Origin of the sequence: Duganella sp. HH101 (assembly GCF_001758795.1) — a bacterium.
GTDB classification, from domain to species: domain Bacteria; phylum Pseudomonadota; class Gammaproteobacteria; order Burkholderiales; family Burkholderiaceae_D; genus Rugamonas; species Rugamonas rivuli.
This window is the reverse complement of record NZ_LRON01000001.1, coordinates 723,196-736,927: the sequence shown is the minus strand read 5'-3', so window position 1 is coordinate 736,927 and position 13,732 is coordinate 723,196. Positions and strand designations below refer to the sequence as shown.

At 67.7% G+C, this 13,732-nt stretch carries 10 protein-coding genes; 3 read left to right on the top strand and 7 right to left on the bottom strand.

Annotation, left to right across the window (positions count from 1 at the left end; all coding sequences use genetic code 11):
• A partial coding sequence (locus DUGA2_RS02780; RefSeq protein WP_229214569.1) for a two-component regulator propeller domain-containing protein occupies window positions 1-4,374 on the bottom strand: 4,374 nt, incomplete at its 3' end.
• Between the two features lie 118 nt (window positions 4,375-4,492).
• Here DUGA2_RS02780 and DUGA2_RS02775 point away from each other — a divergent pair.
• Window positions 4,493-5,443 (top strand): 2-hydroxyacid dehydrogenase, encoded by a 951-nt coding sequence (locus DUGA2_RS02775; RefSeq protein WP_070267110.1) that lies wholly within the window; start codon window positions 4,493-4,495, stop codon window positions 5,441-5,443.
• A gap of 16 nt (window positions 5,444-5,459) precedes the next feature.
• Here the strand turns inward: DUGA2_RS02775 and DUGA2_RS02770 are convergent, their stop codons facing one another.
• From DUGA2_RS02770 to DUGA2_RS02750, 5 genes are all read right to left on the bottom strand, one after another.
• Complete coding sequence (locus DUGA2_RS02770) at window positions 5,460-6,245, bottom strand: GGDEF domain-containing protein (protein ID WP_070267063.1); 786 nt, start codon at window positions 6,243-6,245, stop codon at window positions 5,460-5,462.
• Window positions 6,246-6,247: 2 nt separating this feature from the next.
• Window positions 6,248-6,637, bottom strand: a complete 390-nt coding sequence (locus DUGA2_RS02765) for a DUF1987 domain-containing protein (RefSeq protein WP_008448922.1) — start codon at window positions 6,635-6,637, stop codon at window positions 6,248-6,250.
• A 22-nt stretch (window positions 6,638-6,659) separates the two neighbouring features.
• Complete coding sequence (locus DUGA2_RS02760; RefSeq protein ID WP_070267062.1) at window positions 6,660-7,217, bottom strand: SiaB family protein kinase; 558 nt, start codon at window positions 7,215-7,217, stop codon at window positions 6,660-6,662.
• Between the two features lie 11 nt (window positions 7,218-7,228).
• Window positions 7,229-8,443: a SpoIIE family protein phosphatase gene (locus DUGA2_RS02755; protein WP_070267061.1), complete on the bottom strand. Its 1,215-nt coding sequence runs from the start codon at window positions 8,441-8,443 to the stop codon at window positions 7,229-7,231.
• 113 nt (window positions 8,444-8,556) lie between these two features.
• Window positions 8,557-8,814: a hypothetical protein gene (locus DUGA2_RS02750; protein ID WP_070267060.1), complete on the bottom strand. Its 258-nt coding sequence runs from the start codon at window positions 8,812-8,814 to the stop codon at window positions 8,557-8,559.
• Between the two features lie 188 nt (window positions 8,815-9,002).
• Between DUGA2_RS02750 and DUGA2_RS02745 the strand changes: the two genes are divergently transcribed.
• Both DUGA2_RS02745 and DUGA2_RS02740 read left to right on the top strand, forming a co-directional pair.
• Complete coding sequence (locus tag DUGA2_RS02745) at window positions 9,003-10,649, top strand: methyl-accepting chemotaxis protein (RefSeq protein WP_070267059.1); 1,647 nt, start codon at window positions 9,003-9,005, stop codon at window positions 10,647-10,649.
• A 54-nt stretch (window positions 10,650-10,703) separates the two neighbouring features.
• Entirely contained in the window at window positions 10,704-11,570 is an 867-nt protein-coding gene (locus tag DUGA2_RS02740; RefSeq protein ID WP_070267058.1) for a type 1 glutamine amidotransferase domain-containing protein, read from the top strand.
• 18 nt (window positions 11,571-11,588) lie between these two features.
• On the opposite strand, the gene DUGA2_RS02735 is transcribed toward DUGA2_RS02740, so the two are convergent.
• A complete protein-coding gene (locus DUGA2_RS02735; RefSeq protein WP_083296183.1) occupies window positions 11,589-13,706 on the bottom strand; it encodes a TonB-dependent siderophore receptor in 2,118 nt (705 codons plus the stop codon).
• Between the last annotated feature and the right edge of the window lie 26 nt (window positions 13,707-13,732).

The window sequence follows — 13,732 nt, the reverse complement described above, 5'->3', positions numbered from 1 at the left end:
GTCCATCAGCACCGCGTCGTAGCGGCCGGCGGCGGTCATGCGCGCCGCCTCTTCGCCGCTGCCCGCCAGGTCCACGCGCACGCCGGCCCGCTGCAGGATCTCGCTGGCCACCTGCTGGTTGATGCTGTTGTCGTCGACCACCAGCACGTGGGCGCCGCGGATGCGCTGCACCGCCACCGACGGCGCGGCCACCAGCCTGGCCGCCGGCTGGCCGCTTTCCAGTCCGAGCGCCGCCAGCACCACGCTGCGCAGCAGATAGGGGTGGGCCGGCTTGTCGAGGAAAGGCATCAGGCGGCTTTGCTCGCCGGTCTGGCGGCTGTGCTCGCGCGCGTAGGCGGTGGTCATCAGCACCGCCGGCACGGCCGCCAGCTCGGCGTCGCCGGCGATGCGCTGCAGGGTTTCGATGCCGTCCATGTCGGGCATGTCGGCGTCCATCATCAGGATGTCGTAGTCGTCCAGCTGCATCGCCGCCACCGCCGCCGTGCCCGACGCCACCGCGCGCGCCTTCAGGCCCAGGTTGGACAGCTGGATCTTCAGCATGTGGCGCACCGCTTCGCTGTCGTCCACCACCAGCACGCGCTTGCCCAGCACCGACGGCGGCAGCGGCGCGGCGCGCGGGGTCTGGTCGCTCGCCAGCTGCACGGCGATGCTGAAACCGAAGCTGCTGCCGACGCCCGGTTCGCTGTCGACGCGGATCACGCCGCCCATCTTGCGCACCAGCTGCTGCGAGATCGCCAGCCCCAGTCCGGTGCCGCCGTACAGGCGCGTGGTGCTGGCGTCGGCCTGGGCGAAGGCCTGGAACAGGCGGGCCTGCTGCTCGTCGCTGATCCCCAGGCCGCTGTCCTCGACGACGAAGCGCAGCCCGATGTAGCCGTCGCCGGGCACCGGGGCCTGGTGGTCGCGCTCGACCCGCAGTTCGATGTGGCCGCGCGCGGTGAACTTGAGTGCGTTGCCGACCAGGTTGACCAGGATCTGGCTCAGGCGCAGCGAGTCGCCCAGCAGGTTGGACGGCACGTCCGGCGCCGCCCAGATCACCAGTTCCAGTCCGCGCTCCGCGGCCCGCCACGAGAACAGGTCGGCCAGCTGGCTCAGGGTGTCGGGCAGGTCGAAGGGCAGCGCCTCCAGTTCCAGCTTGCCCGATTCGATCTTGGAGAAGTCCAGCACGTCGTTGATGATCTCCAGCAGGCTCTGGCCGGCGCGGCCGATCTTGCGGAAGTAGTCCAGCGGCTGCGGCGGCAGGTCCAGATGCGTGCCCAGGCCTGCGAAGCCGAGGATGGCGTTCATCGGCGTGCGGATTTCGTGGCTGATGTTGGCCAGGAAGTCGCTCTTGGCGCGGGTGGCCGCTTCGGCGTTGGCGCGCGCCTGCTCCAGCAGCCGCAGCGCGCGCGCCTTCTGGTAGGCCGAGACGAAGGGCTCCTTCAGCGCCTTGAGCAGATCGAGGTCGGTGGGGGCGAAAGCCGCCTGGTACTGGTAGTTTTCGAAGATCAGATAGCCTTCGACCTGGCCGTCGATCACCACCCGCACCGCCAGCAGCGCGCAGACGTCGCCTGGCAGCGAATTGCGGTGGTGGACTTCGAAGATGTCCGGCGCGATCATGCAGTTGGCCGGCGCGTAGCGCAGCTCGGCCTGGCGCAGGTCGATGGTGTAGGCGTCGGCCGTGGTGTCGATGCGGCCCCAGGCCGCGCGCAGCGACAGCGTCTCGGTGCCGGCCTCGCGCACCAGCGCCATCGCCGAGTCGATGCCCTGGATGACGGTCGACTCATGCAGGATGGTGTGCAGCAGGGCGTCGAAATCGAGCTGCTCGTTGATCGACTTGACGATGGCGTTGAGTTTTTCCAGGTGCTGGGTGCGCGAGTACACCAGCGCCTGCAGCGTCTCGCCCTTGTGGTGCAGCTGCCGCACGCGCCAGCGCACCAGGCCCCATGCGAGCAGGCAGGCGGCCAGCAAGTAGCCCAGCCACGCCCACCAGGTCTGGTGCCAGGCCGGCAGCACCACCACCCGCAATTGCAGCTCTTCGGCGTTCCACAGGGCGTCGCGGTTGCTGCCGCGCAGGCGCAGGCGGTAGCTGCCGGGCGGCAGATGGTTGTAGGCGGCGATGCGGCGCGTGGCGTCGGCCTCCACCCAGCGCTGGTCGAAGCCTTCCAGCAGATGGGCGTAGCGGTTGCGCTGCGGCGCCGAGAAGTCCAGCGCGGCCAGCTCCACTTCGAAGCCCTGGTTCTCCGGCTTGAGCGTCAGCGTCGGGCCGTTGTCGCCTGCCAGCTGGGCCGGGGCGACAGGCTGCTGGTCCAGGCGCACCGCGCTGATGACCAGCGGCGGGCGGTAGCCCCAGTCGTTCAGGCGGCCCGGATACACCACCGCCATGCCGGAGGTGGCGCCGAACACCAGGTCGCGTTCGGCCGTGACGGTGCTGGAACCGATGAAGAAGGTGCGGAAGGCCAGGCCGTCGGCGCGGGTCAGCGCGCACGCCTTGAGGGTGGCGGCGTCGATCACGGCGATGCTGTCGGCGGTGGAGGCCCAGATGCGGCCCACGGGGTCGGCCTGCATGGACATGATGGTGCCGGTGGTCAGGCCCGCCAGGGAGCCGACCCGCTGGAATTCCGGCACGCCTTGCGCATCGCGCCCGGTCATGACGCAGATGCCGCCGCCGTAGGTGCCTACCCACAGCCGGCCGCGCGGGTCGATCACCAGCGAGCTGATGATGGCCTCCGACAGCGCGGTCGACACGGCGGGATTGGCGCGTATCTGTTCCACCTTGCCGGTTTCGGGATCCAGCCAGTTCAAGCCGTTGCGGGTGGCGATCCACAGCGCGCCGTCGCCGTCGGGCGCCACCGCGTGGATGCGGTTGTCGGTCAGGCCGCCGGCGTCGGCCGCGCCCTGCACGTAGCGGCGCACGGTGTTGGCCTGCGGGTCGTAGCGCAGCAGGCCGTCGAAAGTGCCCAGCCACAGTTCGCCCTTGCGCGCCAGGATGGTGCCGATGCGCGGATAGGCACTGGCCTGCGGCAGCGGCACGCGGCGCACGCTGCGTCCCTGGGCGCTGGTACGGTAGAGGCCCAGCTGGGTGCCGATCCAGGCCTCGCCGGGACTGGCCTCGGCCAGCGCCAGCACCACCCGGTTGGGCAGCGCGCTGTCCGGGCGGGCCGGGTCCGGGCGCAGCACGGCGGAGCGGTCGCCGTTGGCGTGCACGATGTCGACGCCCTGGTCGGCCAGCGCGATCCACACCTGGCCCTGTTGGTCCGTCATCAGCGCGGTGACGGCGGCTTCCTGCGCGCCCTGGGCGCCGAACACCGAATCGACGCTCTCGTTGTGCGGATCGTAGAAGTCGACGCCGCGTTCGGTCGTCACCCAGATCATGCCGCTGCGGTCGCGCAGCAGGGCGGCGGTGCGGTCGTTGCTCAGGCTGAAGGGCACGGCCGCCTGGTGCTGGATGCGGTGGCCCTCGTTGCTGCCGCTGCGGTACTCGACCACGCCGCCGCCGTAGGTGCTGGCCCACCAGGTGCCGGGGGTGGTTTCGACCACCGCCAGCACCATGTTGGCCTGCAGCTCCTTGACGCCCTTGATCGGCAGGATGCGGCCGCGGTCGGCCTGCGAGTCGATGACGCCGATGCCGCTCTTGAGCGTGCCGAAGGCGATCTGGCCCATGGCGTTCTCGCCCAGCGCCATGACGGTGTCGCTCCAGCCGGACTGGCCTTCGCCGCTGACGGCGACCTGGGTGATGGCGCCGCCCTCGCGCAGGCGCGCCAGGCCGGTGCCCGTGCCTATCCACAGGGTGCCGGCGTGGTCCACCAGCAGGGCGCGCACCTGGTTGTCCGGCAGCCCGGCATGGGTTTCGTGGGTGTAGCGGCGCAGCGTGCCTTGCACGGTGTCGTAGTATTTCAGGCCGTTCGGCGTGCCTATCCACAGGTTGCCCTTGGCGTCGCTGGCGATGGCGCTGACCTGGCCCTTGCCCAGTTCATCGTTGAGGCGCGTGAACTGTTCGCTGCGTTTATCGAACATGGCGATGCCGGCGGCCGCCGTGCCTATCCACAGGCGGCCGCGCCTGTCCACGTGCAGCACCTGGATAAAGTCGCCGGGCAGCGAGGCGGGGTTGGCGGCGTCGTGATGGAAGCTGCGCATATGATAGCCATCCCAGCGCGCCAGGCCGGTCTGGGTGCCGACCCAGATGTAGCCGTCGCCGTCCTGCGCCAGCGCCATGCCGATCGGGTGCGGCAGCCCCTGTTCCAGGCCAAGGTGCTCGAACAGCGGCGTGGCCAGCTTGCCCCAGCGCTCGGGCCCTGCGGCGGCGCCGCTGCACAGCATCGCGCATGCCGCCAGCGCCGCGGATAACCAGCGGCGGAAGGCGAGGCAAGTTTGCGGAGTGGTGGCGGGGACGTTCAAATCGGGGCGCGCTCCAGGATGGTGGGTCCAGCATACGGAAATGCCGACAGAAAGTCCATGCAAAGCAACGGGAATCTGGGCCTGCTTGTACAATCGCCACATGCATAAGGATACCGATATGAAACCGGAAATACTGGTGCTGGCGGCCAGTCCGTCGGCGGACGTGATGGCGCAGCTGGAGCAGGCGTTTCACTGCCACCACCTGTGGCGCCAGCCCTGCGAGGCCCAGCCGGCCTGGCTGGCGAGTGTGGCGCCGGGCATACGAGGGGTGTTGACGACCGGCTCGATAGGCATAGGCCCGGCGTTGCTGGCGCAGCTGCCGAAGCTGGAAATCGTCGCCGTCAACGGCATCGGCACCGATGCGGTGGCGCTGGAAAAGACGCGGCAACGTGGCATTTTTGTTACCAACACTCCGGGTGTGCTGACCGAGGACGTGGCGGACCTGGCGCTGACGCTGTTGCTGTCGGCGGCGCGCGGGTTGCCGGCGCTGGACCGCCTGGTGCGCAGCGGCGCCTGGGAGCACGGCCTGCCGCTGGCGCCGACGCGGTCCCTGCGCGGCAAGGTGTGCGGTGTGTTCGGTTTCGGCCGCATCGGCCAGGCGGTGGCGGCACGGGCGACGGCCTTCGGCATGCGCGCGCTGTACTACCAGCCGCGCGCGGTGGATGGCGTGGCGGCCGGGCGCTGCGCGTCGCTGCTGGAGCTGGCGCAGGCCAGCGACTACCTGGTGCTGTGCGCGCCGGGCGGCGAGGCCACGCGCCATGCGGTGAATGCGGAGGTGATGGCGGCGCTGGGGCCGCGGGGCACGCTGGTCAACGTGGCGCGCGGTTCGCTGGTGGACCAGGAGGCCTTGGTCGCGGCCTTGCGCGACGGCGTGCTGGGCAAGGCCGCGCTGGACGTGTTCGACCACGAGCCGCATGTGCCGGCGGCGGTGCGGGAGCTGGACAACGTGGTGCTGACGCCGCACGTAGGCAGCCTGACGGTGGAAACCCGGCACGCGATGGGCCAGCTGGTGGTGGACAACCTGCGCGCCCACTTCGGCGGCCGCCCGCTGGTCACGCCGGTGGCCTGACTGGACGCCTGACGTATCAGTGGCAGGGCGCCGGCAGGTCTTCCGGTGTGGGCGGCGTGGCGGCCGGATGCGGCGGCGGCAGTGTGGAATACAGCTTGACGCAATTGCGGCCGGCGCGCTTGGCGGCGTACAGCGCTTCGTCGGCGTGGCTGTAGGCGGTTTCGAAGCTGGTGCCCACGCGGTTCCAGCTGATGCCCACGCTGGCCGTGATCTGGCGGTTGATCGGCGCGGCGAACACCTGGTCGGCGATGGCGTCGCAGATGCTGGCCGCCACGCGCTGCGCTTCCTCCACGGAGCTGGTCGGCCACACCACCGAGAATTCCTCGCCGCCGACGCGGCCTATCGCCACCTCGGGGCCCAGCAGCGCCTGCAGGCACAGCACCACGGTCTTGATGACGGCGTCGCCGGCCGGGTGGCCGAAATCGTCGTTGACCCATTTGAAGTGGTCGATATCGAGCACGATCAGCGCCATGTCGCCGCGTTCCAGGCAGCCGGAGGCATGCTCGATGACGGCGGCGCGATTGAGCGCGCCGGTCAGCGGATCGTGGGTGGCGCGGTACTCCAGCTGCAGCGCCAGTTCGTGCAGCTGGCGGTTCATCTGGTTCATATCGAGTTCGGCGCGGTCGCTGCGGCGTATCAGGCGGCGGCTCTCGCGCATCAGGCGCTCGTAGTGGACGATCATCTCTGCCAGCGCGGCGCGGGCGTCGGCGCGCGGGTCGGCGTGGGCCGCGCGGGCGTTGGCCAGCGCCGCGCTTTCCAGCGCAAACAGGTCAGCCTCTTCGCGGCCCGGGATGGTCATCATGGTCAGTTTCCGCTCACGGGGTGGTCGTGGAAGTCCAGCGCGCCGAAATCGTCCTGCAGCTCCTGGCCGAATTCGAGGATGGTGTCGTCGTCCTCGTCGTGGTACCAGTTCAGGCGCACCTGGTTGCCGGCGATGGCGGCCTTGTTCAGCGCATCGAAGAAGGAGAACAGCATCTTGGTGCTGGAGCTGTTGAAGTAGGCCAGCGAGACGTTGACGGTGATGCTGGCGTCGCTGCAGCCGTCCAGGTAGGCCTGCACGCGCGCGATCAGCGGGCCGTAGAAGGCGGCCGCGTTTTCGGGATAGGACTCGCCCTTGATCGACAGGGTGTCCTGGTCGAAGCGGAAGTCGATTTCCGGCGATGTGGGCGAGGCGCTGATAAAGAGTGGTTCCATAACTGTTCCAGTACTGATTTTTTTAAATGATCGCTTTGATGCAGAACACCGTGGTGCCCGGATCGTGCGCTTCCTGCACGAACTCGAACTCCAGCGGCTCGCTGGCGTCGCGCGCCATGGTCAGGAAGCCCAGGCCCGCGCCCTTGCTGTCGGCCGGCGTTTCGTCGCGCAGCGCCTTCTTGTAGGCGGACTTGATCTCTTCCATGGTCATCGTGTGCAGCGGCTCCAGGCGGCTGCGGATGCGCTCGACGTTGGTGCTGTCGACCGGATTGGCGCACAGCAGGAAGAAGCTGTCGTCCTTCATGCCGATGCAGAACGAGCCGCGGCGCATCTGGTTGTCGCTTTGTGCGTGCGGGGTCAGCGTGTCCGACGAGTAGTGCATGATGTTCTGCGACATCTCGACGAAGGACGAGAAGATGCGGCGGCGCGTCGGCCCGGCCGCGCCGGCCGTGTCCAGCCGCGCCTTGATGGTTTCGGAAATGGCGGCCACCACGTGCTGCGAGAAATAGCCCACGTAGAAAAAGATGATGTGGCGCTTGCGGGCCACATCCCAGAAATCGTTGAATTCTTCGTACAGCAAAATCGGCGCTCCTATGGGCGGAAACAGAAAAAGGTCAGGTCGTCGCGGCGCGGCTGTTCGCCTTGCCAGGCCTGGTAGTCGGCCAGCATGGCGTCGCTGACGTCGCGCGCGCCGGCGCCGCGCTGGGCCAGCATCACGTCGCGCATGCGGCGCTTGCCGTAGGCGATTTCCTTGGGACCGCCGATCTGGTCGATCAAACCGTCGGTGGTCAGGAACAGCAGGCTGCGCTCGGGAATGGCGATGGTCTTGTTGGTCCAGGCGTAGTCCAGCGGCGTGTCGACATAGCCCACGCCCATGCGGTCGCCGTCCACCGTCTGCACCGCTTGCTGGTCCGGGTCGAGCTGGAACAGCGGCAGCTTGGCACCGGCGAAATGCAGCTGGCGGCTGGCGTAGTCGAACCACAGGAAGGCGGCGTCCATGCCGTCGTTGGAGGCCGCCGCGCCGTGCTGGCTGTGGCGCTCGTCGACCTGGCCCAGCATGCTCTTGACGCCGCGATTGACTTCGGCGATCAGCGCGGCCGGATCGCGCGGACCCAGTTGCTGCAAGGCCTGCGCCAGGGTCGACGAGGAGATCAGCGTCATGAAGGCGCCCGGCACGCCATGGCCGGTGCAGTCGGCGATGGCGGCGAACCAGCCGTCCGGGTAGCGCGCGAAGTGATAGAAATCGCCGCCGACCACGTCGCGCGGCTGCCATTCGAGGTGGGCGTCGCGCAGGGTTTCGGCCAGCGCCAGGTCGGAGGGACGCAGCAGCGAGCGCTGGATCACGCTGGCGTAGTCGATGCTGTGCATGATCTGGCGGTTTTTCTCGGCCTGCATATTGGCCACCACGTTCATCAGCTGCAGGCCGAAGCCGACGCCGGCCAGGCCGCCGTCGCGGGTGACGATGAAGCCGTCGGCCAGCGCCTTTTCGCCCGATTCGACGGCGCGGAAGGTCAGCTCTTCGATGCTCATGGCGGCATCGACGATCAGCGGTTCCTTGTCCATGAAGGCGATGCAGCTCTTCTTGCCGTACAGCTCATGGTAGAAGGGCTTGGACATCTGCGACATGAAGATGTTGCGGCTGATGAGGCCGATAGGGCGGTCGCTTTCCAGCACCGGCAAGCTCATCAGGTCACGGCGTTCGGTGAACAGTTCCAGCACGCCGAAGTTGCTGGTGTCGGACACCACCGAGACCGTCTCCACGCACAGGTCGGCGGCGACGGACAGGCGAAAACGGGGCAGGTGCAAACGAGAGGCGTTGAACTCCACGGGCAGTTACCTTTAGTTGACTACAGTGCCGGTAATGCTAGTGGGAAATTGTTACGAGCCTATTACATCTTAACCAAAAGAAAAGAATGTTATCAGTCTGCGCATAATGACAACATGAAGCGCAGGTGCTGGCTGATGGCGCCGCGTTCGGCGTCCAGGCGCGTGTCGGCGCTCTCGGCGGCGAACTCTTCGCGGATGGCGTGGCATTGCGCGACGGTGGCGTCGAGCGAGCGCAGCATGCCGTGCAAGCCCGCTTCGCTGTACCAGATGTGCAACAGCTTGCTCAGCGCGAGCAGGGCGTCTTGTTCGGATTGCAGCAGATCGGCGTCGGCGGAGAGGAGTGGGCTCACGATTTTCAGAGGTGGCGAGTGGGTCGAAGCAGTATATACGAATCCCCCATAAAGTTTCTCTTGAAAAATATCTATTGTTTCGTAATAAACATATAAGAATAAGTTTCCGTACGGTAATAACGGCGTCATATTTGTTGCGTATAGTCGGCTTTATCTTGTACGAACCGCACTTCTCTTATAGAAACGTTATGAAAATTCCTCAATTGAATACCGGTGTCCGCGTGATGGCATCGTTCGCCGCACTGTTGTTTTTAATGGCATGTATGTCGGCGGTGGCGCTGTGGCGCCTGCAAACGGCCAACGATACCGCCTCCAACCTGGTCAGCGAGAAGCTGGCCAAGCAGCTGCTGACCTCCGAGCTGCTGGGTATGACGGAACTGAATGGTTTGCGCGCCACGTCGATCGCCCGCAGCGACAGCCTGGAAGTGGGCGACATCTTCCAGGCCCAGCTGACCGCCGGCGACAAGCTGGCCACGGCCATGGAAGCGAAGCTGGCGGCGATGCCGGCGCAGGGCGCGGAGGCGGAATTGTTGCGCGCGGTGGCGGCCAGGAAGGGCGTCTACATGGCGTTGCGCGCCGAACTGTTCAAGCTGAAGGACGGCGGCCGCACGCAGGAAGTAAGCGACCTGCTGGACACGAAGATGGCGGCGGTGTTCCAGGCCTATACCGGCGCGCTGGGCAAGCTGCTGGCTTACCAGACGCAGCAGGCCAGGCAACTGGCCGAGCAGTCCGCCAGCCAGTTCCAGGGCAGCCGCGCGCTGCTGGCGGGCTTCGGCCTGGTGACGCTGGCGCTGGGCGCGGCACTGGCGCTGGCGCTGACGCGCAGCATCGTGCGTCCGCTGACGCGGGCGGTGGCGCTGGCCGAACAGGTGGCGGCGGGCGAGCTGCATGGGGCGATCCGCCATGGCCGCAGCGACGAGATCGGCCAGCTGTTCAATGCGCTCAGCCACATGACGGCCCGCCTGGCCGACACCGTGGGCCGCGTGCGCGATGGCGCGGTGGCCATCGACGCCGCCTCGCGCGAGATCGCCAATGGCAATATGGATTTGTCGCGCCGCACCGAGCATCAGGCCGGCGCGCTGGAGGAGACGGCGTCGGCGATGGTGGAGCTGACGTCGGCCGTCAAGCAGAACAGCGGCAATGCGCGCCAGGCCAACCGCCTGGCCGAGTCGGCGTCGGCGGTGGCGGGCAAGGGCGGCAAGGTGGTGTCGGAGGTGGTGCAGACCATGGCCAGCATCAACGACTACGCGCACAAGATCGTCGACATCACCAGCGTCATTGACAGCATCGCTTTCCAGACCAATATCCTGGCGTTGAACGCGGCCGTTGAAGCGGCGCGGGCCGGCGAGCAGGGGCGCGGCTTCGCGGTGGTGGCGTCCGAGGTGCGCAACCTGGCGCAGCGTTCGGCCAGCGCGGCCAAGGAGATCAAGCAGCTGATCAACGAATCGGCCGAACGCATCGCCAGCGGCAGCGAGCTGGCGCAGGCGGCCGGTGCGACGATGGAAGAGATCGTGCAGAGCGTGGAGAAGGTCACAGGCATCATGTCGGCCATCAGCGCCGCCAGCGCCGAGCAGGAGCACGGCATCGAGCAGGTCAACGCCGCCATCGGCGACATGGACGACGTCACGCAGCAGAACGCCGCGCTGGTGGAGGAAGCCGCTGCCGCGGCTGACGCGATGCAGGACCAGGCGCGCGAACTGGCGCAGCTGGTCGGCTCGTTCAAGATCGAAGGCGACAAGCACAGCGTGCACCAGTTCCCGGTGGCCGCGCCGCGCATGGCCTTGCCGGCGCCGGCGCCGGCGTCCAACGCAGGCAGCTTGCGCCGGGCGGCATGATGATGGGGGTGCGCGGCATGTAGAATGAACGCCCGACCATTCCGCGTTCACGCCATGAGCCATAGTCGCCGCATCCTGATACCGATACCGCTGCACGACTTCGATCCGACCGAAGTGGCGCTGAGCTGGCGCATCCTGCGCGATGCCGGCCACCACATAGCGTTCGCCACCGTCGACGGCACGCGCGGCCATGCCGACCCGTTGATGCTCAGCGGCGAAGGACTGGATCCGTGGGGCTGGCTGCCCGGCCTGCGCAAGCTGCGCCTGTTTGGCCTGATGCTGCGCGCCGACCATCACGGCCGCCAGGCCTACGCCGCGCTGGAGCAGGATCCGGCCTTCCTGCAACCGCGCCGCTTTGAAGACCTGCACGCCGCGCAGTACGACGCCTTGCTGCTGCCGGGCGGTCACGCCAAGGGCATGCGCCCCTATCTGGAAGACCAGGTTCTGCAAACCGTAGTGGCGGAGTTTTTCGACAGCGGCAAGCCGGTGGCGGCTGTGTGCCACGGCGTGCTGCTGGCGGCCCGCTCCATCTCGCCGCGCACGCAGCGTTCGGTGCTGTACGGCCGCAAGACCACGGCGCTGACGTGGAAGCTGGAACGCAGCGCGTGGGACCTGACGCGCTTCCTGGCCCGCTTCTGGGATCCCGGCTATTACCGCACCTACGGCGAAAGCAAAGGCGAGCCGGCAGGCTATTGGAGCGTGGAGCAGGAGGTCAAGCGCGCGCTGGCCTCGCCTGAGGACTTTATCGACGTCCCGGCCGGCACGCCGGACTATTTCCGCAAGACGGGTGGCCTGGTGCGCGACCGTGTGGGCGACGATCGCGCCGCTTGGGTGGTGCAGGACGGGAACTACCTGTCGGCGCGCTGGCCGGGCGACGTGCACACCTTCGCGCGCCGCTACGCCGCCATGTTGGCGGCGTAGCGATGCTCGGGAAGCCGCTTACATCTTGTACGAGGCTTGCAGCGACAGGGCGCGCGGCGCCATCGGCAGGTCGTGCGGCAGGTTCAGGCCGGGTGCAGGGCTGGGCTCGCGCACGTCGGCGTTGAAGGCGTTGCGCAGCGCCAGCGCGAAGTTCCATTGGTTGCGGCCGTTGCGGGTCGCCAGCGTGAAGTCGATGGTGGTGTAGTCGGCGATCACCGGACGTGCATCGCCGAAGGCGCGCTGGCGGCCGGCCACCCAGTTCAGCTGCGAACCGGCCTGGTAGCCGCTGGCAAAGGTCCAGTCGGCGCGGCCGAAGGCGTGGTGGCGCGGCGCGTAGCCGGCGTCCGCATGCGTGGCCTGGTCGGTCGAACGCTGCCAGGCGTAGTTGCCGGACAGGCGCAGGTCGCGTGTCACCGTCCAGTTCGATTCGAGCTCGACGCCGCGCCCCTTCTGGTCGCCGGTGTTGGCGTAGGTGGCGCCGGTGCCGGGGATGGGGTTGGCCACGGTGCGGATGATGTTCTTCATATCGTAGCGATAGAAGGTCAGGTTGACGGTGGCGTCGGTGCGGGCCTGCCAGGCGAACGACAGTTCGGTGGTGGCGTTGCGTTCCGGCTTCAGGTTCGGATTGCCGAGCGCGACCGGATTGCTGATGCCGTAGCTTTCCAGGAAGGCCGGGGCGCGGAAGGCGCGGCCGTACAGCAGCTTGGCGGTCAGGTCGAAGCTGGCGTCCCACACCAGCGCCAGGCGCGGATTGGTGGTGCCGCCGAAGTCCGAGTAATGGTCGTGGCGCACGCCGGCCGTCAGGTTCCAGTCCTTGGCGAAGTTCCACTCGTCCTGCAGGTACAGGTAATCGACCTTGCGCCGCTGCGGCAGCATGAAGGGCGTGGTGCCTATCGTGTCGATCACCGCAGGCAGCGGGATCGGCGTGCCGTTGGGCGCATAGTTGAAGTTGCGGCGCTCGGTCGTGCGGTACAGCTCGATGTCGTCGTGGCCGGCGCCGATGCGCACGTGATGATTGTTGAAGCCGCTGTAGTCGGCAAAGCCGGACAGCCGGTAGGTCCGTTCGAAAGTCTCCGGCGCGCCCAGCATGCCGTTCGGGAAGGCGCCGGTCGGGAAGGTTAGGCCGGGCGGCAGCAGCTGGTAGATGGTGCTGACTTCCTGCGCATACTGCTGGCTGCTGAGCGTGGCGCCCAGGCCCCAGTCGCGCGTGAACTGCGGGTCGGCCCAGGCCAGGCTGCCGGTGATGCGTTCGCCGCGCTGGCGGCCCACCGGGTCCAGCGCCGAGGCGATGCCGGCGCCGGTGCCCATGTCATAGCGCTTCTTGTAGCCGAAGCGGCCGCGCCACTGGCCGTAGATCAGGTCGAGGTTGGCGTCGATCGCCTTGAGCTGGTTGTTGAGCGAGCCGGGCGCCAGGCTGGCGTGGGTCTTGAACAGCGTGTCGTTGCGGGTCTGGGCGTCGGCGTCGATGATGGCGTCGGTGCCGTCGGTCTTGCCGAGGCGGACATAGGCCGCCACCTCGACCGGGCCGATCTTGCCGCCGTGCTGCACCCAGCCGTCGTAGCTGCCGAAGGAGCCGGCGCGGGCGCCGAACTCGCTGCCCTGGGCTTCGCCCGGGCCCTTGGTGATGATGTTGATGACGCCGGAGAAGGCGTCGGAACCGTACAGCGCCGAGCCGGGGCCGCGGATGATCTCGATGCGGGCGATGTGTTCGACCGGATAGCCGCCCCAGATATTGCCCTTGTTGCCGACGTAGGCGGTGGTGATCGGCACGCCGTTTTGCAGCATCAGGATTTGCGGCGTGTAGGCGCTGACGATGCCGCGCACCACGTACAGCGGCGAGTTGCTGTTCGGCGTGCGGTTGACGTGCACGCCGGGGACGGTCTCCAGCACTTGATCGAGGTCGGTGGCGCCCATGGCGGCGATGTCGGCCGCGGTGATGACGGAGGCCACGGCCGGGGCGCGGCGCAGCGCTTGCAGATTGCCGGTGGCGATGCTGACGCTGTCGCTGGTGCCGTAGACCAGCGCCAGTTCGTCTTCCTCAGTCACGGGGTCGGCATGGGCCATGCCGTGGACTGCGACCAGCGGTAGGGTGAGTGCCGCGGTCAGGTACAGCCGGTGGGCGCTCAACGCTTTCAAAATGCTATCTCCTGTTACGTTTTTTT

Excerpts from the sequence above, each read along its gene's own strand:
- DUGA2_RS02775 (WP_070267110.1), top strand. The coding sequence starts at position 4,493 with ATGAAACCGGAAATACTGGTGCTGGCGGCCAGTCCGTCGGCGGACGTG.
- DUGA2_RS02770 (WP_070267063.1), bottom strand. The coding sequence starts at position 6,245 with ATGATGACCATCCCGGGCCGCGAAGAGGCTGACCTGTTTGCGCTGGAA.
- DUGA2_RS02765 (WP_008448922.1), bottom strand. The coding sequence starts at position 6,637 with ATGGAACCACTCTTTATCAGCGCCTCGCCCACATCGCCGGAAATCGAC.
- DUGA2_RS02745 (WP_070267059.1), top strand. The coding sequence starts at position 9,003 with ATGAAAATTCCTCAATTGAATACCGGTGTCCGCGTGATGGCATCGTTC.
- DUGA2_RS02740 (WP_070267058.1), top strand. The coding sequence starts at position 10,704 with ATGAGCCATAGTCGCCGCATCCTGATACCGATACCGCTGCACGACTTC.